Raw genomic sequence first — 17,235 nt, forward strand, 5'->3', positions numbered from 1 at the left:
GATTTCTGCCGCAAAAAGGTCTGGCGTTCTGACCCATCTTTGCTAGCTTTCCGCCAAAGGGAGACCCGCAATGGCCGTCGGCACAGACATCCGCACCTACTACAATGGCACCTGGCACAATGAGGACGTGGCGATCATGCGCGCGGCGGACCATGGCAGCTGGCTGGGTTCAACCGTGTTCGATGGCGCGCGGTGGTTTGACGGTCGCGCGCCTGATCTTGAGGCGCATTGCGCCCGCGTGAACCGCTCGGCCGCAGCACTAATGATCACCCCGACCGTCAGCACCGAAGACATGGTGGCGCTGGTACACGAGGGGCTGGCGCTTTATGGCGCGGGCGCCACGGTCTACATCCGACCGATGTACTGGGCGATCCACGGGGACGCGACCGGCATTGTGCCACTGGCCGAAGAAACCGGGTTTGCCATCTGCCTTGAGGCGATCCCGATGGCCCCCGCAACGGCCTCCACGACACTGGGCCGCACGCAGTTCCGCCGCCCCGTGCTCGAAGACAACGTGGTTAATGCCAAGGCCGGGTGCCTCTATCCCAACAACGCCCGCATGCTGACCGAAGTGCGCAGCCGCGGCTTTGGCAATGCGCTGGTGACGGACGCCATGGGCAATGTTGCCGAAAGTGCGACCGCGAACGTGTTCATGGTCCGCGACGGCACCGTGTTCACGCCGATCCCCAATGGCACCTTCCTCGCCGGGATCACCCGCGCGCGGCACATCACCAACATGCGCGCCGACGGCATGGAGGTGATCGAAACCGTGCTGGGCTTTGACGATTTCGAGGCCGCGGACGAGGTGTTCCTGTCCGGCAACATGATGAAAGTCACCCCCGTCACCGGGTTCGAGGACACGTCGTACCAGATCGGGCCTGTCACCCGCCGTGTCCGTGAGATGTATTGGGACTGGGCCGCAAGCCTCTGATCCCCGTCTCTGTTCCAAAAAATCCCCCCCGGAGGGCCGATCCGCCACCTGCACCCCCCGGCACACTTTCCAATTGCCACCGTCCCGTCCCGCCGTCATGATCAGGGGAACGACCAGGGGGATGGACACATGCGCAAGTTTCTTGTGGTGCTGGATGACAGTCGCGAGTGTCTGAATGCCATGCGCTTTGCGGCCATGCGCGCGGCCAATACAGGCGGCGGCGTGGCGATCCTGTCGATCATCCCGCCGGACGAATTCAATCACTGGATCGGCGTCGGCAACGTCATGCGCGAAGAGGCGCGCGAACGCATCCACGCGCATTTCGAAGTGTTCGCCAAATGGATGCGCGACAAACAGGGGATCGACCCCGAACTGATGATCCGCGAAGGCCAGCCGGTGGACGAGATCATGGCGCAGGTGAACGAGGATCCGGAAATCGGTGTGCTCGTGCTGGGCGCGGGCACCGACAACAAGGGACCGGGCCCCCTCGTGACACAGATGAGCCGCAACGCAGGCAACCTGCCGATCCCCGTCACGATCGTGCCAGGCGATCTGAGCAAGGAAAAGCTCGAGGCCATCACCTGAGCCGTCGGCCCATCTGAATTTAGAACGGTTCCAAATCTTGACACGCGCGGGCCGGGCCCGCATATCAGAACAAGCCCTCAGGAGACGCGCCGATGTTCATTCAGACGGAATCCACACCGAACCCCGCCACCCTCAAGTTCCTGCCCGGTCAGACCGTTCTGGAAACCGGCACCGCGGATTTCCCCACATCCGACACGGCAGGCCCGTCGCCGCTGGCCCAGCGCCTCTTTGACGTGGACGGCGTGACAGGCGTGTTCTTCGGCACCGACTTTGTCACCGTGACCAAGGCGGACAGCGTCGATTGGGACCACATCAAGCCCGCCCTGCTGGGTGCCATCATGGAGCATTTTCAGTCCGGCCAGCCGGTGATGGCCGAAGGCCAGGCACCTGCCTCCGGTCACGCGGAACATACGGGCGAGGACGGCGTGGTCGTCGGCCAGATCAAGGAACTGCTCGACACCCGCGTGCGTCCCGCCGTGGCGCAGGATGGCGGCGACATCACCTTCCACGGTTTTGACCGTGGTGTGGTCTACCTGCATATGCAGGGTGCCTGTGCGGGCTGCCCGTCCTCGACCCTGACGCTCAAGATGGGGATCGAGAACCTGCTGCGCCACTACATCCCCGAAGTGACCGAGGTGCGCCCTGTCGCCGTCTGAAGGCGCGGTCTGGACCGCGCGATGCTATTGCGGCGCGGTCACGCTGACCCTGTCCGCACCGCCACAAACCGTGGCCTATTGCCATTGTTCCGATTGCAGACGCTGGACCGGCGCGCCGGTCGCGGCCTTTGCCGCGTTCGACCGCGCGGCTCTCGCGGCCGCGCCGCCGCTGGGACACCCCGTGTCCCACGCGCCGGGGGTGGAGCGCTGGAACTGCACCGCCTGCGGCTCACCGCTGGCGGCTACGTTCGATTACCTGCCCACGCAAGTGTATGTGCCGGTGGGTATTCTTGATCAGATCGACGCCGCGGTGCCCGAAATCCATTGCCACGCAGGCAGTGCGCCGCCCTGGCTGCACCTGGCCGATGGCCTGCCGCGCGACAGCGGTTCTGCCCGCGCCACATTGAACGACGCCGCAACATGACGGACGCGCCTCTGATCCTTGGCCTCGACAGCTCTGCGGCCCATTGCGCGGTTGCGGTGGTGCGCGGCGATGCCGTGCTGGCCTCCGCGGGCGAGGAGATGGCGCGTGGGCAGGCGGAGCGCCTGATGAGCATGGCCCAAGAGGTGCTGGACGCTGCAGGCATCGGGTGGTCGGACCTGTCTGCGCTGGCCGTAGGAACGGGCCCCGGCAATTTCACCGGCATCCGTATCGGCGTGTCGGCGGTGCGCGGGCTGGCGCTTGGCCTTGGCATTCCGGCGTATGGCGTCACCGGGTTCGAGGCGCGCCGCAGCAACCCGGGCACGCAGGTGTCCATCCCGGCCCCGCGCGACATGGCCTATGTGCTTGACGGTGACACACCCCGTCTCGTCCCGATGGCAGACATTGCGCATCCGGCGGCGGCACTCGCGCCAGACGCGCTGGCCGAAGCCATCGCGCTTGAAGGCGCCTCACGCTGGCCCACACCCGCCGCGGCACCGGCCCCTTTCTACATCAAGCCGCCCGATGCCGCGCCTGCGCGCGATGCGCCACCCGTCATCCTGCCATGACGCCGGACGCGCTTGCGCGCCTCCATCGGGCGGCGTTCACGATGGAACGCCCTTGGTCCGCTGCGGAATTCGAAACACTGCTGGGGCAACCGCACACCCGTCTTGCGCACGTGCCTCAGGGCTTTGCCCTGTGGCGCGGGATCGCGGGAGAGGCTGAATTGCTGACCATTGCCGTCGATCCGTCAGCGCAGGGGCACGGTATCGGCACAGCAGTCATGCACCGCTGGATGGCGGATGCCGCAACCACCTGCGACACCGCATTTCTCGAAGTCGCAGCCGACAATGCCCCCGCTCGTGCGCTCTATGCCAAAACGGGATTCGCCCAAGTCGGTTTGCGCCCGGCCTATTACGCCCGCGGCACCGCACCAGCGGACGCCCTGATCCTCCGTGCAGCGCTCTCACAGGGCGGCTGACCGGCCCCTGCGCTCAACACGGCAGCTTTGCGCAAGGTCAGCGCGCCCTTGCCCCCGTCAAATGGTCAAAAAGCGGTTGACGCCCCCCCGGCCCTGCGGCCTAATCCCGTATGATCTTTGGATCCCGGGCCCGGCGGCGCTGCGACCGCTGCCCCAACCATGATAATTGGGAGAAACGACCACATGACCTTCATGCAGAAAATCCTTGGCGCAACAGCGGGTATCGCCCTGTCCGCAGGTGCGGCGCTGGCTGAACCGGCGCTGATCTTTGACCTTGGCGGCAAGTTCGACAAGTCGTTCAACGAAGCGGCCTTCAACGGCGCGCAACGCTGGGCGGACGAAACCGGCAACACGTTCCGCGAGATCGAGCTGCAATCCGAAGCACAGCGTGAGCAGGCCCTGCGCCGCTTTGCCGAAGCAGGCGCAAACCCGATCGTCATGGCCGGCTTTGCCTTTGCTGACGCTCTGGGTCAGGTGGCCGGCGATTACCCCGACACGAAATTCACCATCATCGACATGGTCGTGGATGCGCCCAACGTGCGCTCGGTTGTGTTCAACGAGCATGAAGGCTCCTACCTCGTGGGCATGATGGCGGCCAAAGCGTCCGAGAGCGGCACCGTCGGCTTCATCGGCGGCATGGATATCCCGCTGATCCGTAAATTCGCCTGCGGCTACGCCCAGGGCGTGAAGGCCGTGAACAGCGACGCAACCGTGATCGCGAACATGACCGGCACGACACCAGCGGCCTGGAATGACCCGGTGAAAGGGTCCGAGCTGACCAAGGCGCAGATCAGCCAGGGCGCTGACGTGGTCTACGCAGCGGCTGGCGGCACCGGCGTGGGTGTCCTGCAAACCGCAGCGGATGAGGACATCCTGTCCATCGGCGTGGACAGCAACCAGAACTACCTGCACCCGGGCAAGGTGCTGACGTCCATGATGAAACGCGTCGACAACGCGGTGTTCCAGGCCTTCACCGATGGTGCAGACATGGAAACCGGTTTCAACGTCATGGGCCTCGCCAATGGCGGTGTGGGCTACGCGCTGGACGACAACAACGCGTCGCTGGTCTCGGATGAGATGAAGACCGCCGTGGACGCTGCGTCCGCTGCCATCGCCTCCGGCGAACTGGTGGTGCATGACTACATGTCCGACGACAGCTGCCCAGCGCTGAACTTCTAAGGCGCGCGCGCCATTTCACTGGGCCGCGCGGGATGATCCCGGCGCGGCCCAGATTTTTGCAAAAATCTGGCCCAGCGGCCACCGGTACGCCTAAATGACCAACCCTGCCATCGAGCTCAAAGGCATTTCCAAGGCCTTTGGCCCCGTGCAAGCCAACAAAGACATCTCGATCCGCGTGATGCCCGGCACGATCCACGGGATCATCGGCGAAAACGGCGCGGGCAAATCCACGCTGATGTCGATCCTCTACGGATTTTACAAAGCCGACGCAGGTGAAGTGTTCATCTCCGGCAACCGCACCGAAATCCCCGACAGTCAGGCGGCCATCGCCGCGGGCATCGGCATGGTGTTCCAGCACTTCAAGCTGGTCGAGAATTTCACCGTCCTGGAAAATATCATCCTTGGCGCCGAAGATGGCGGCCTACTGACGCCATCGCTGGCCAAGGCGCGCAAGTCCCTGCTGGAACTGGAACAGGAATACGACCTCAAGGTCGACCCCGACGCTGTGATCGAGGAAATCGGCGTGGGCATGCAGCAGCGCGTCGAGATCCTCAAGGCGCTCTACCGACAGGCCAACATCCTAATCCTCGACGAGCCCACAGGCGTGCTGACCCCCGCCGAAGCAGATCAGCTGTTCCGCATCCTGGGCCGCCTCAAGGAAGAAGGCAAAACGATCATTCTGATCACCCACAAGCTGCGCGAGATTATGGACATCACCGACACGGTGAGCGTCATGCGCCGGGGCGAGATGACCGCGACCGTCAAAACAGCAGAGACCAGCCCCGAAGCCCTCGCCGAGCTGATGGTGGGCCGCAAGGTTCTGCTGCGCGTCGACAAGGTGCCGGCACAACCGCGCGACGTGGTGCTCGATGTTCAAAACCTGTGTGTGCACGATGAACAGGGTGTCGAGCGCCTCAAGGGCATCGACCTGCAAGTGCGCGCGGGCGAAATCCTCGGCATTGCCGGGGTTGCGGGCAACGGTCAATCCGAATTGCTCGAAGTGCTGGGCGGCTATGCTACGGGCACTGGCACGATCACACTCAACGGCCAGCCGATTGACCTGACCGGAAAACACTCCGATGGCCGGTCCCGCCGCGCCCGCGGCATCGCCCACGTGCCAGAAGACCGCCAGCGCGAAGGCCTGATCATGGACTTTTCCGCCTGGGAAAACACCGCGTTCGGCTATCACCGGGACGCCCGCTACGCCTCCGGCCTGCTGACCAACAACACGGCAATCAAGGCGGATACGCAGGAAAAGATGGACCGTTTCGACGTCCGCCCTCCCCACCCGCACCTCGCGGCCAAGAACTTTTCCGGCGGCAACCAGCAGAAAATCGTGCTCGCCCGAGAAATCGAACGCAACCCCGACCTCCTGCTGGTTGGCCAGCCGACACGCGGCGTCGATATCGGGGCCATCGAATTCATCCATCAGCAAATCGTCGCCCTGCGCGATCAGGGCAAGGCGGTCCTGCTGGTCTCGGTCGAACTCGAAGAGATCCTCGGCCTCGCCGACCGCGTGGCCGTGATGTTCGACGGTCAGATCATGGGCGAGCGCATCGTGGCTGACACCGACGAAAAAGAACTCGGCCTGCTGATGGCAGGGGTCACCTCATGACTTCTTCTGGCCAAAAATACCATGGGGGAGTCGCGGCAGCGACGGGGGGTGAGCCTTTGACTCGCCATTGGTCCGAGAGACAATGGCGAACGCCCCCTCAAACATGGCGTGTGCGCAGCACGCATTCAGGTCACGGAGCGATACGATGGATGTGATGCCCAAATGGGCCGAGGTGATCCTCGTCCCCCTCATTTCCCTGCTGCTCGCCGCGATCCTGTCGGCTCTGGTCATCATCGCCATCGGCGAGGACCCAGTGGCCGCGGTCCAGTTGATGATCACCGGCGCGCTCGGATCGACCTATGGCTGGGGCTACACGCTGTATTACGCCACCAACTTCATGTTCACGGGCCTTGCCGTGGCCATCGCCTTTCACGCAGGTCTCTTCAACATCGGCGGCGAAGGCCAGGCGATGCTGGGCGGGTTGGGCGTGGCCCTTGTGTGCCTGATGATCCCCTGGCCGCATTGGTCCATTGCGCTCATCGCCGCGACGGCAGGTGCGGCGCTTTTCGGTGCCGTCTGGGCCGCAATCCCGGCCTATCTACAGGCCAGCCGGGGCAGCCACATCGTGATCACCACGATCATGTTCAACTTCATCGCCGCTGCGGTCCTGAACTACATGCTGGTCAACGTGCTGCGCCCGGCAGGCGCGATGGATCCGGCCACTGCACGCTTTCCCGAGCCGGTGCACCTGCCCTCGCTGCACGAAATGCTGGCACCCATCGGCATCAACTTCTCCAAGGCAGCGCCCGCAAACGTATCGCTCGTCATTGCACTCATCGCCTGCGTTCTGGTGTGGCTGCTGATCTGGCGCACGCCCTTGGGCCTGGAAATCCGGTCCTTTGGCAAATCCTACCGGGCCGCGAAATACGCAGGCATCGGGGCAGTGCGCATCACCATGATCGCGATGCTGATCTCCGGCGGGCTCGCAGGTATGATGGCCATCAACAATGTGATGGGCGAGGCCGAGCGCCTTGTCCTCAACGCCGTCGAAGGCGCGGGCTTCATCGGCATTGCCGTCGCGCTCATGGGGCGCAGCCACCCGTTTGGTGTGTTCCTTGCCGCTATCCTCTTTGGGTTCCTCTATCAGGGCGGCGCAGAGCTGGCGCTCTGGACGTCGATCCCGCGCGAGCTGATCGTCGTGATCCAGGCGCTGGTGATCCTGTTCACCGGCGCGCTCGACAATATGGTGCGGATGCCGTTGGAGCGTATGTTCCTCGCTCTGCGCCGCAAACCAAATGTGCAGGCGGGGGAATAGACCGTGGATTTTCTGACCCTGATCCAGGTGCTCGACAGCTCTGTCCGGCTGGCCACACCGCTGCTGCTCGCGTGCCTTGCAGGTCTTTTCAGCGAGCGGGCAGGCATCTTTGACATCGGCCTTGAGGGCAAGATGCTGGCCGCCGCGATGTTCTCCGCCGCCACAGCCGCGATCACCGGCAATGTCTGGCTCGGCCTTCTGGCCGGGATCGGGGCGTCGCTGTTCCTGTCGATCATCCACGGGCTGGCCTCGATCACCTTTCGCGGCAATCAGCTGATCTCGGGCGTCGCCATCAACTTTCTGGCCGCAGGCATTACGGTTCTGGTGGCTCAAGACTGGTTCCGGCAAGGCGGGCGCACGCCGCAACTCTCCGGCGGGGGCCGGTTCGAGGGGTTCGAGTTGCCCTTTGCGGACAGCCTCGGGTCCATCCCGATCTTTGGCCCGACCTATGCCGAGCTGGTCTCGGGGCACTCGATCCTCGTCTACCTCGCCTTTCTGGCCGTGCCCGCCACATGGTACGTCCTCTTCCGCACCCGCTTTGGCCTGCGGCTGCGCGCCGTGGGGGAAAACCCGGCGGCGGTGGATACGGCGGGCGTGTCTGTCGTGGGCCTGCGCTATGCCGCTGTGGCGATCTGCGGGGTGCTCTGCGGGATCGCGGGCGCCTATCTAGCGACCGCTCTGCAGGCGGGCTTCGTCAAGGACATGACGGCAGGCCGCGGGTTCATCGCGCTGGCCGCGCTGATCTTTGCCAAGTGGAAGCCGTGGGCGGCGCTGTGGACCTGCCTCCTGTTCGGGTTCCTGCAAGCCATTGCCCTGCGATTCCAGAACATCGACCTTGGCGTGATCACCGTCCCAGTGCAGTTGATGGACGCGCTTCCTTACATCCTCGTGGTCGTGATCCTCGCCGGTGTGGGAGGCAAGGCGATCCCCCCGCGCGCGGGCGGCGAACCTTATGTAAAGGAGCGCTGAGTTGCTGAAACGGACCCTCGCCATCGCGGCGCTCACCGCCGCTGGCTCTGCCGCATATGCGCAGGAAACGGCAACACAGCTGGTGAACGGCCTGAACGGCGCAAGAGTTACGCTGGACGGCGCGATTGGCACGATGCAGGATTTTCCGCAGACCGGGCTGCGTTATATCGACGATGCCCCGTTCAGTGACCCCAGCCTGGACGGCGGGATAGGGTTTCGTATTTTCCTGAACCCGACACCGGCCCAGAAAAAGATCGTCGACGCCTGCGTTATTCCAAGCGATCTGTTTGGCCAAAAGTTCTGCCGCATCACGGGATCCGCCACACTGGAGGTGTCACCGGGCGGAATTGCATTGAGAGCAACAGAAATCACATCGCTCACACCCAACGCGCAATGATCGCGATAACGCCAGTTTGACCCATAGGACCAGTCCAATTTGCCGCAAGGCAGCATGGACCCTTGATTTCGGGCAACGCCCCTCCTAACAGAGGCCATGCAAATCTACCTCCCCATCGCCGAGGTATCGGTCAACGCCTTCCTGCTCCTTGGGCTGGGCGGCATGGTGGGGATTCTGTCCGGCATGTTTGGCGTCGGTGGTGGGTTCCTCATGACCCCCTTGCTGTTTTTCATCGGCATTCCGCCCGCGGTGGCCGTCGCGACCGAGGCGAACCAGATCGTGGCGTCGTCCTTTTCCGGCGTTTTGGCGCATCTCAGGCGAAAGACGGTGGATCTCAGGATGGGCACGGTGCTGCTCATCGGGGGGCTTGTCGGGGCGGCCTTTGGGGTGCTGCTCTTTAACTATCTGAAATCGCTGGGGCAGGTCGATCTGCTGGTGCGGCTTTGCTATGTGGTGTTTCTTGGCGTGATCGGCGGGCTGATGTTCATCGAAAGCCTCAATGCCATCCGCAAGACGAACCGTGGCACCGCGATCCCCACCCGCAAGAAACATGGCCTGATCCACAAACTGCCGTTCAAGATGCGGTTCCGGGTGTCCGGCCTCTATATCTCGGTCATTCCCCCGCTGCTGGTGGGTCTGTGCGTGGGTGTGCTGGCCGCGATCATGGGCGTCGGTGGCGGGTTCATCATGGTGCCCGCGATGATTTACCTGCTGGGTATGCCGACCAAGGTGGTTGTGGGCACGTCGCTGTTCCAGATCATCTTTGTCACCGCGTTCACCACGATGCTGCACGCCACCACGAACTTTACCGTGGACATCGTTCTGGCCGTGCTGCTGCTGGTCGGCGGTGTGATCGGCGCGCAGATCGGCACGCGGATTGGCGTCAAGATGAAGGCCGAACAGCTGCGCATTCTGCTGGCCATGATGGTTCTGGCGGTGTGCGGCAAGCTGGCCTTTGACCTTCTGGTGATGCCGTCGGAGCTTTACTCCGTCGGCGCGGTGGAGGGTCACTGATGCGCTGGCTTTTTGCCCTGTTCCTGTTGTCCCTGCCTGCGACCGCAGAAGAGGTCGTGCTGGGCCTGAGCCAGGATGAGGTCGCCATCACAACCAGCTTTGATGGCTCCGAAATCCTCGTCTTTGGCGCGATCAAGCGCGAGGCGCCCGCGCCCGAAGGCGAGTTGGGCGTGATTGTCACGATTGCCGGCCCGTCCGAGCCGGTTTCCGTGCGCCGCAAGGAGCGTCGGTTCGGCATCTGGGTCAACACCGAAGAGGTCACGTTGGGCAATGCGCCGACCTATTATGCGGTGGCCACGAACGGACCGCTGAACGAAGTACTGGGCGTGCGGGCCAACCTGCTGCACCGCGTGACGGTGCCGTCGCTGCTGAGCAGCCTTACGGTGCCCGAAACTGTGGTGGACGCCAGCGCCTATGTCAGCGCGCTCATTCGCGTGCGCGAGGCGGCGGGCGTGTACCAGGTGCTGGAAGAACAGGTTGTCGTGGATCAGGACACCCTGTTCCGGACGCGGATTGCCCTGCCCGCCGCGCTGACCGAAGGCGCGTTTCCGACGCGCATCCTGCTGACGCGGGACGGGACGGTCGTGTCCCGCTATGACACGACAATCGACGTGCGCAAGGTCGGGTTGGAGCGGTGGTTGTTCGGCATGAGCCGCGAAAACCCGTTCTGGTACGGGATCATGTCGCTGGCCATTGCGATTGCCGCAGGCTGGGGTGCGTCGGCAGCGTTCTCGCTTATTCGGAACTGATGTTCTTGGTTTAAAGGCGGGAACGAGGGTCCGGCCCCTCGTCGTCATTGTCGCTCGGACCAATGGCGCCACACTGACGACCCCCGTGGTACTTCTAAAGCAGAAATACAGAACCCTGAACCACGCAACCCTGCCTGAAATCAAAGATTTCAAAGGGTTGCGCGATACATGATGGTGCAGGTTGTTTGCATTTCGCTCCAGCCAAAAGAAACAGGCCGTCAGGCGTCCGGGGTTTCCTCGGACAAGGTGAGCGGCGCGGCGGGTGTGCTGCGCAGGTCATCGATGGTCAGCGGATGCGACGGTTTGGCGAGGCGGTTGTTCACGACCCAGATCAGCCGCTCCTGCGCCCGCGTGATGGCGACATAGGCGAGGCGTTTCCACAGCGGTTGCCCCGCCTCGGACCGGCCCATGCGCGCGGCGACAAACAGGTCCGGGGCAAAGACCTGCACAGTTTTCCACTGGCTGCCCTGCGCCTTGTGGATGGTTACCGCCGCACCATGGAGAAAGGTGGCGCCCATGCGGGCGGCAAAGGGGATAAACGGCTCTTCTTCATCGGGTTTTTCTATCTTCACGATGGAGGCGGCAGAGACCTGCGGATCCTCGGCCCCCATCACGTGCAGGCGCGAAAACCCGGGCTTGCGCCCTTCGCCCAGAAACACGACCTGCGCGCCCTTGATCAGCCCGCGCGCCTCGAGGTCGAGGCGTTTTTTCCTATGTTTCAGAGGGAGTTCCAGGCCGTCGCAAATCAACGGCTCCCCTTCGAGAAGACGGTCCTCGGGGGCGTCGTAGACGGTGCGAAACGCCTGGATCAACCGAATGCGCGTGGCGTTGCGCCACACAAGCGCGGGACTGCGCGCCATCAGGTCCACTTCGACCCGCTGGCCCCAGACCACGCGGTCATCGCGGGCCGCGGCCTCTTCCACCATGCGCTCGAAATGGTGAAATTCAAGCTGCGGATCGGCCAGCGCATGGGCCAGATCAAGGATCGGGTTATCCGCCGCCTGCCGGTGAATACGGCCCAGATGCAGCACGCGTGGGCTGGGCAGGCTGTCGAAGACCATGGCGCCGGATTGGTTAACCGGCGCCAGCTGAGCCGGGTCGCCAAAGAGCAGGAGCGTTGGGAAAATCTCCTTGAGATCCTCGAACTGGCGATCGTCCAGCATCGACGCCTCATCGACAAAGCCGATGTCCAGCGGTTCCTCGCGCCGTTTCCAGCCGGTGATGAAGTCCGACCCGCGGAGGCCCGCCGCCGCCAATGCCCCCGGAATGGATTTGTTGTTCTGATAAAATGCGAAGGCGCGATCCAGCGCCTCTTCGGTCAGCCCTTCGATTTCGGGGCGTTCGCCATTTCCGGCCAGCCATTCGGCAATGCGTTCGTATTCCGGGTCATAAACGGGCGTATAGAGGATGCGGTGGATTGTCGTGGCGGGCACGCCGCGGAACCGCAGAACGCTCGCCGCCTTGTTCGTCGGCGCGAGAATGGCCAGCGTCCGCTTGTCCCGGCGCTTGCGGGATTCGTAATCGCCCGACACCACCTCGACCCCTGCCCCTTCGAGCGCCTTGTAGAGTTCGGACAGCAGCATCGTCTTGCCCGAGCCCGCCTTGCCCGTCACGGCCATCACCGAACTGGCGGTGGATTTCGGCGGCATCAGCAGGGCGTCATCGAGGTCGATGCCAGCACCGCGCAACATGTCCGCGACGCTGTCATAAGCGCTGGCCTGATCGTCAGAGAGGGCAAGAGTGGTCATGGCGCGACCCTACAGACCGCGCCGGACAGGGGCCAGACGGATCAGGCGGTTTGAGCGAGGTTCGCGCTCATTTGTCCGCCAAAGGCGCGGTCGAACCACTGGCGGGATTGGGTCATGGACACACCGGCGCGGGCGGCGACCTGCGATGCGGCCTGCGCGTCGAAATGCCAAAGGCCCACGCTGATTGCGTCACGCCCTTCGCCCGCGCTGCCCAGCACCTCTGGCGAGGAGCCGATCATGCGGTAGATGCGGATCATGCGGGCGTCGAACACGCCGACAAAGTGTTCGACGCCGAAATTCTGCATGATCTCACCACCGCCCAGCATCAGTGCTGCGGCCACATGGCTGCCTGCGCCACGGGCTAGGCAAAAGCGGGTGCATTCCCAGATCAGCGGGCTTGTGATGGGACCCGAGATCAGATCGCCGAAATGCTCGTTCACCATGGTGCGACCCGTCGTGGGCAGGAACCGCATGGAACCGCCATGCGTGCCGTCGGGTTCTTCCCAGATCACGTAAAGCGGGTTCAGATCGTCATACTGGTCGCGTTCCTCCCCGTCCGCGTTGACCGTCACGTCCCAGCCAAGCCGCGTTCTGAACTGGTCAGTGCGGTCCTGAAACATGGTGCGGGCCAGGAGGGGATGGTCTTGCAGATCGGACGCGTAAACATAGCGCAGCATTGGAGGCTCCTTGTCAAACCGGGGCAGGTATGACCGAAATACTACCGATGCGTGCGTTAACGTCTACTGGCACCCGCGTACGGTGTGAAAAAATTCACACGCAACAGCGGATTCAGACGACGATCAAACCGCGGCTCATGGCGCGGGCGACGGCGTGCGTGGTGTTCAATGCACCTAGTTTGAACCGGGCGCTTTCGATATAGACTCGCAGCGTGTGTTCGGAGATCGACAGGGTGTCGGCCACCTGTGCGCGGCTGTAGCCCATGGCCAGAAGCGTCATGGCGTCCACCTCGCGCGGGCTGAGGGCCTGGGACTGTTCGGGTGTGCGGTCGGGTTCAAGCTCCAGTGCTTTTTGGTTGAAGTCGTGGGCAATCAGGATGAGATCGCGGCGGTGCGTTTCAGTCCAGTCTGCCCATGTCTGATCGTCGCATGAGTGGCTTATGGTGAAGAGGGCAAACTGGCCATTCGGTCCCCGGATCGGAACGGAAAAGCCCTGATTGCCAACCCCGTGCGCGATGGCTTCGGCTTGAAAGGCGCGCGCGGCCTTGCTGGACCAGTCGAGGCGCTTCCAGTCAACGGGGTGAAACCGTTGAAAACACCCGACAATGACCGGATCAATGCGCAGGTAATTCTGCTCTAGATACCGGTCGCGCCATGCGTCCGAATAGGTTCCGCAACCATACTGATCCCCGGCGGAATCGACCCAGTGGTACACCACATGATCAATCCCGTAATGGTCGCGTATCCGTTCGGACGCGTGTTGGAGGGCCGCAAGCCCGTCAGCTTGCGCCAGCTCCTCCAATATGAATTCCAATGGCTGTTTCGCCATCGCGGCGCTGACCATGTTTGTTATCCTTCATCGCGGCGATCTCGGCGAGCGCGACAATTGCGGTGTCATCAAGCTGCTCGGCCAGGGCCGGCATCCCGTTGGCGGTGGCAAACGTCTTGAGGTCGGCGAGAACGTCCAGTATCCAGTCACTTTGCATGGTCAGAGTCACTTCTCATTGGTTAATGAAAGATTAACACAACTATAGCATGTGTTAACTCGCCTTGAAAATTCACGTATTTCTACTCCCCAGAAATGGTGAGGGCGCGAATTTTAAGTGACTGAAACCGTTGGACCCATCCAAAAACGCAAAAACGCCCGCGAAACCCAGAGGTGATTCGCGGGCGTTTGCCACTCTTCTCTAGCGTGTGAGATTAACGAACGGCGTCGATCGCGTCCTCCAGCGTGCGCAGACCCGTCTTGGGCGCCTGCACGAGAACCGACATATTGCCGGGCTTGTGTTCATTGCGCAGCATCTTCATGTGCGCCTGCGGCAGGTCATCCCAGCCAAAGACTTCGGACATGCACGGATCGAGGCGACGTTCGACCATCAGATGGTTGGCGGCGGAGGCCTGCTGCAGGTGCGCAAAGTGGCTGCCCTGCAGGCGCTTCTGGTGCATCCACATGTAGCGGACGTCGAAGGTGCAGTTGAACCCAGTGGTGCCCGCGCAGATCACAACCATACCGCCCTTTTTGCAGACAAAGGTGGACACCGGGAATGTCGACTCACCAGGGTGTTCGAACACCATATCGACATTCACGCCCTTGCCGGTGATGTCCCAGATTGCCTTGCCGAACTTGCGGGTCTCGTTGAACCACTCTTTGTATTCGGGCGTGTTGACGGTTGGCAGCTGGCCCCAGCAATTGAAGTCCTTGCGGTTGATCACGCCCTTGGCGCCCAGATCCATGACAAAGTCACGCTTGCTCTCGTCACTGATGACGCCAATCGCGTTGGCACCGGCCGTGTTGATCAACTGGATCGCGTAGGAGCCCAAACCGCCCGACGCGCCCCAGACCAGCACGTTCTGGCCAGGCTTGAGGTCATGCGGCTCGTGGCCGAACAGCATCCGATAGGCGGTGGCGAGGGTCAGCGTGTAGCACGCGCTTTCTTCCCAAGTCAGGTGCTTGGGGCGCGGCATCAGCTGTTGTGCCTGCACATTGGTGAACTGGGCGAACGATCCATCGGGCGTCTCATAGCCCCAGATGCGCTGGCTGGGCGAATACATCGGATCGCCGCCGTTGCAGTGTTCATCATCGCCGTCGTCCTGGTTGCAGTGGATCACGACCTCATCGCCGACTTTCCAGCGCTTGACCTTGTCGCCGACGGCCCAGACGATGCCCGACGCATCGGACCCGGCGATGTGGAACGGCTGACCATGACCGTCAAAGGGCGAGATCGGCTGCCCCAGCGACGCCCAAACGCCGTTGTAGTTCACGCCAGCCGCCATCACGAGCACCAGCACTTCGTGGCTGTCCAGCGTGGGCACATCGACCACCTCAAGCTGCATGGCCGTGTCGGGTTCGCCGTGACGCTCACGCCGGATGGCCCATGCATACATCTGCTTGGGCACGTATCCCATCGGGGGGATTTCACCCATCTCGTAGAGGTCTTTTTCAGGTGCGTCGTAGGACGCGGTGCCAGTGTCGAGTGCCATTGGAGCCTCCATAGCGATCAAATCTCTGCCGCAGCGCAGAATCGTTGCGGTATTTGCAGTGGATATGGCTCCAAACGAAATAAAGCAACACGGAAAAGTCTGATTTTGTAATTTTATGACTTTGCTCCCGCAGCATCGTCCGGTGTGATGCTGTCGGGATACAGATCGGCGATGGAATTGGCGTAAAAGTCGAAGAGGTCGCGTTCGGCCGGAGCGATGCGCACCGTGTCGCCGTCTCGGTCGACCATCCCGCGCCGTTCCATGTCGCGCAGCGCCCCCCGGACGCGGTCCTCAAGGTCCTCTGCCACCAGCTGTGGGCGCGTGCCGCGATCAGGCGGCATCACGGATTTGACCCGGTGGACCAACTCGGCGTCCGGAATGGGCGCATCCGTCAGCAGGAACAGCCGGGACAGGAGCGGGACAAAAGGCACGGGCATCACATCCTGTATCCGGTCGCGCAACGTCTCGGCCAGACCATCCAGGTCATGGTCCGCCCCCAAAGCGGCAAGCGACACAGGCGGGCCAAAGACAACAGAGGCGGTGCCGAATTTGCGATAGCGCCGGGTGATCCACTGCCACAGCAGCCGCAGGATTTCGATCATCACCACCGTCATGCTGACGCCGAACCGGCGGTCCCCGCGTTTGTGCGCCGCGATCAGCACGCGGTCCTCGAGCACGCGGTCATAGTTGATGGCCACGGGCACAAAGACCACGTCGCGCTTTTCCGGGTCATAGCCATCCACCACATAGGACAGCAGCCCCATCTTGAGCGGCATCAGCTTGCCATTCACGCTCAGCCCGCCTTCGGGGAAAATCGCCTGGGTCACGCCGTTTTCGGTCGCCATCTGCACATAGCGGGCCAACACCTTGCGATAGAGCTGGCCGCGCGATTTGCGCCGGATGAAATAGGCCCCCATGGATTTGATCAGGCGCGACAGCGGCCAGACCCGCGCCCATTCGCCGACCGCATAGCTGAGCGCAGAGGCACGCGCCGCCAGATACGTCACCAGCACGTAATCCATGTTGCTGCGGTGGTTCATGACGAACACCACCGTCGCATTCGAGTCCGCGCTCTGGATTTGCTGGTCATTGTTGAGCCCGGTGCGCACATCATAGATCGCCGTGGCAAGCCACCGCGACACCCGCGCGCCAAAGCTGAAATAGGCAAAGGCGGAAAAGCTGGGCACGATTTCGCGGGCATATCGGCGCGCCTGCTCAAACGCCACGTTCTCGGGCACGTCGTTTTCATCGGCGTGCTGCACGATGGCTTCGGTCACTTCGGGATCGTAGATCAGGCGCTGGATCATGTCATGCCGCCGCGCCAGCTTGAACGGCTCGATAGGCCGCGTCAGCCGCGTGTTCAGCCGCGCCACCGCCCGTTCCAGACGGCGGCGAAAGAACCAGCGCACGGATGGAAAGAGGAAATGCGACGCAAAGGTCACGGTCGCAAACAGCACGATCAGGACAAAGAGCCAGAGGGGGAGTTCAACGCTGCGCCACATGCGCCGACACTCGCAGGCGGGGTGCGGCGGGACAATACGTAACTTTGCACTGGCGGGGCGCGGCGGGACCGCGC

The 17,235-nt window shown here is 62.9% G+C and carries 19 protein-coding genes; 13 read left to right on the forward strand and 6 right to left on the reverse strand.

Annotated elements, in window-relative coordinates:
* Positions 1–70 precede the first annotated feature (70 nt).
* The 13 genes from ACERHN_RS04445 (at position 71) to ACERHN_RS04505 (ending at position 10,753) form a co-directional block, all read left to right on the forward strand.
* The gene (locus ACERHN_RS04445) at positions 71–931 is read left to right on the forward strand and encodes a branched-chain amino acid aminotransferase (RefSeq protein WP_415921443.1); all 861 of its coding nucleotides are present in this window, start codon (positions 71–73) and stop codon (positions 929–931) included.
* A gap of 129 nt (positions 932–1,060) precedes the next feature.
* The gene (locus tag ACERHN_RS04450) at positions 1,061–1,516 is read left to right on the forward strand and encodes a universal stress protein (protein ID WP_415921444.1); all 456 of its coding nucleotides are present in this window, start codon (positions 1,061–1,063) and stop codon (positions 1,514–1,516) included.
* A gap of 92 nt (positions 1,517–1,608) precedes the next feature.
* Positions 1,609–2,172 (forward strand): NifU family protein, encoded by a 564-nt coding sequence (locus tag ACERHN_RS04455; protein WP_415921445.1) that lies wholly within the window; start codon positions 1,609–1,611, stop codon positions 2,170–2,172.
* 70 nt (positions 2,173–2,242) lie between these two features.
* Positions 2,243–2,596 carry a GFA family protein gene (locus tag ACERHN_RS04460; RefSeq protein WP_415921446.1) on the forward strand — a complete coding sequence of 118 codons (354 nt, stop codon included), beginning with the start codon at positions 2,243–2,245 and terminating at the stop codon, positions 2,594–2,596.
* Complete coding sequence (tsaB, locus tag ACERHN_RS04465; protein WP_415921447.1) at positions 2,593–3,162, forward strand: tRNA (adenosine(37)-N6)-threonylcarbamoyltransferase complex dimerization subunit type 1 TsaB; 570 nt, start codon at positions 2,593–2,595, stop codon at positions 3,160–3,162. Before ACERHN_RS04460 ends, tsaB begins: the two co-directional genes overlap by 4 nt.
* Positions 3,163–3,203: 41 nt before the next feature.
* Entirely contained in the window at positions 3,204–3,575 is a 372-nt protein-coding gene (locus ACERHN_RS04470; RefSeq protein ID WP_415921448.1) for a GNAT family N-acetyltransferase, read from the forward strand.
* Positions 3,576–3,758: 183 nt separating this feature from the next.
* Positions 3,759–4,754, forward strand: a complete 996-nt coding sequence (locus ACERHN_RS04475; RefSeq protein ID WP_415921449.1) for a BMP family lipoprotein — start codon at positions 3,759–3,761, stop codon at positions 4,752–4,754.
* Between the two features lie 94 nt (positions 4,755–4,848).
* Positions 4,849–6,369: an ABC transporter ATP-binding protein gene (locus tag ACERHN_RS04480; protein WP_415921450.1), complete on the forward strand. Its 1,521-nt coding sequence runs from the start codon at positions 4,849–4,851 to the stop codon at positions 6,367–6,369.
* Between the two features lie 145 nt (positions 6,370–6,514).
* Positions 6,515–7,624, forward strand: a complete 1,110-nt coding sequence (locus tag ACERHN_RS04485; RefSeq protein ID WP_415921451.1) for an ABC transporter permease — start codon at positions 6,515–6,517, stop codon at positions 7,622–7,624.
* A 3-nt stretch (positions 7,625–7,627) separates the two neighbouring features.
* Positions 7,628–8,593, forward strand: coding sequence for an ABC transporter permease (locus ACERHN_RS04490; RefSeq protein ID WP_415921452.1), 966 nt, complete (start codon positions 7,628–7,630; stop codon positions 8,591–8,593).
* Position 8,594: 1 nt separating this feature from the next.
* Complete coding sequence (locus ACERHN_RS04495; protein WP_415921453.1) at positions 8,595–8,990, forward strand: hypothetical protein; 396 nt, start codon at positions 8,595–8,597, stop codon at positions 8,988–8,990.
* A gap of 96 nt (positions 8,991–9,086) precedes the next feature.
* Complete coding sequence (locus tag ACERHN_RS04500) at positions 9,087–10,004, forward strand: sulfite exporter TauE/SafE family protein (protein ID WP_415921454.1); 918 nt, start codon at positions 9,087–9,089, stop codon at positions 10,002–10,004.
* Positions 10,004–10,753 carry a TIGR02186 family protein gene (locus tag ACERHN_RS04505; RefSeq protein ID WP_415921455.1) on the forward strand — a complete coding sequence of 250 codons (750 nt, stop codon included), beginning with the start codon at positions 10,004–10,006 and terminating at the stop codon, positions 10,751–10,753. Before ACERHN_RS04500 ends, ACERHN_RS04505 begins: the two co-directional genes overlap by 1 nt.
* 218 nt (positions 10,754–10,971) lie before the next feature.
* Here ACERHN_RS04505 and ACERHN_RS04510 read toward each other — a convergent pair whose 3' ends face one another.
* The 6 genes from ACERHN_RS04510 to ACERHN_RS04535 all read right to left on the reverse strand — a co-directional run bounded on the left by ACERHN_RS04510 (position 10,972) and on the right by ACERHN_RS04535 (position 17,161).
* A complete protein-coding gene (locus ACERHN_RS04510) occupies positions 10,972–12,501 on the reverse strand; it encodes an ATP-dependent DNA helicase (protein WP_415921456.1) in 1,530 nt (509 codons plus the stop codon).
* Positions 12,502–12,542: 41 nt separating this feature from the next.
* The gene (locus tag ACERHN_RS04515; RefSeq protein WP_415921457.1) at positions 12,543–13,178 is read right to left on the reverse strand and encodes an acyl-homoserine-lactone synthase; all 636 of its coding nucleotides are present in this window, start codon (positions 13,176–13,178) and stop codon (positions 12,543–12,545) included.
* A 112-nt stretch (positions 13,179–13,290) separates the two neighbouring features.
* Positions 13,291–14,022: a helix-turn-helix transcriptional regulator gene (locus ACERHN_RS04520; RefSeq protein WP_415921458.1), complete on the reverse strand. Its 732-nt coding sequence runs from the start codon at positions 14,020–14,022 to the stop codon at positions 13,291–13,293.
* On the reverse strand, positions 13,958–14,164 hold the full coding sequence (locus ACERHN_RS04525) for a hypothetical protein (protein WP_415921459.1): 207 nt from the start codon (positions 14,162–14,164) through the stop codon (positions 13,958–13,960). Before ACERHN_RS04525 ends, ACERHN_RS04520 begins: the two co-directional genes overlap by 65 nt.
* A 214-nt stretch (positions 14,165–14,378) precedes the next feature.
* Positions 14,379–15,659, reverse strand: a complete 1,281-nt coding sequence (ccrA, locus tag ACERHN_RS04530; protein WP_415921460.1) for a crotonyl-CoA carboxylase/reductase — start codon at positions 15,657–15,659, stop codon at positions 14,379–14,381.
* Between the two features lie 113 nt (positions 15,660–15,772).
* On the reverse strand, positions 15,773–17,161 hold the full coding sequence (locus ACERHN_RS04535; protein WP_415921461.1) for a 1-acyl-sn-glycerol-3-phosphate acyltransferase: 1,389 nt from the start codon (positions 17,159–17,161) through the stop codon (positions 15,773–15,775).
* Between the last annotated feature and the right edge of the window lie 74 nt (positions 17,162–17,235).

The sequence above is a fragment of the Tateyamaria rhodophyticola genome, from assembly GCF_047777875.1.
Taxonomy (GTDB): Bacteria; Pseudomonadota; Alphaproteobacteria; order Rhodobacterales; family Rhodobacteraceae; genus Tateyamaria.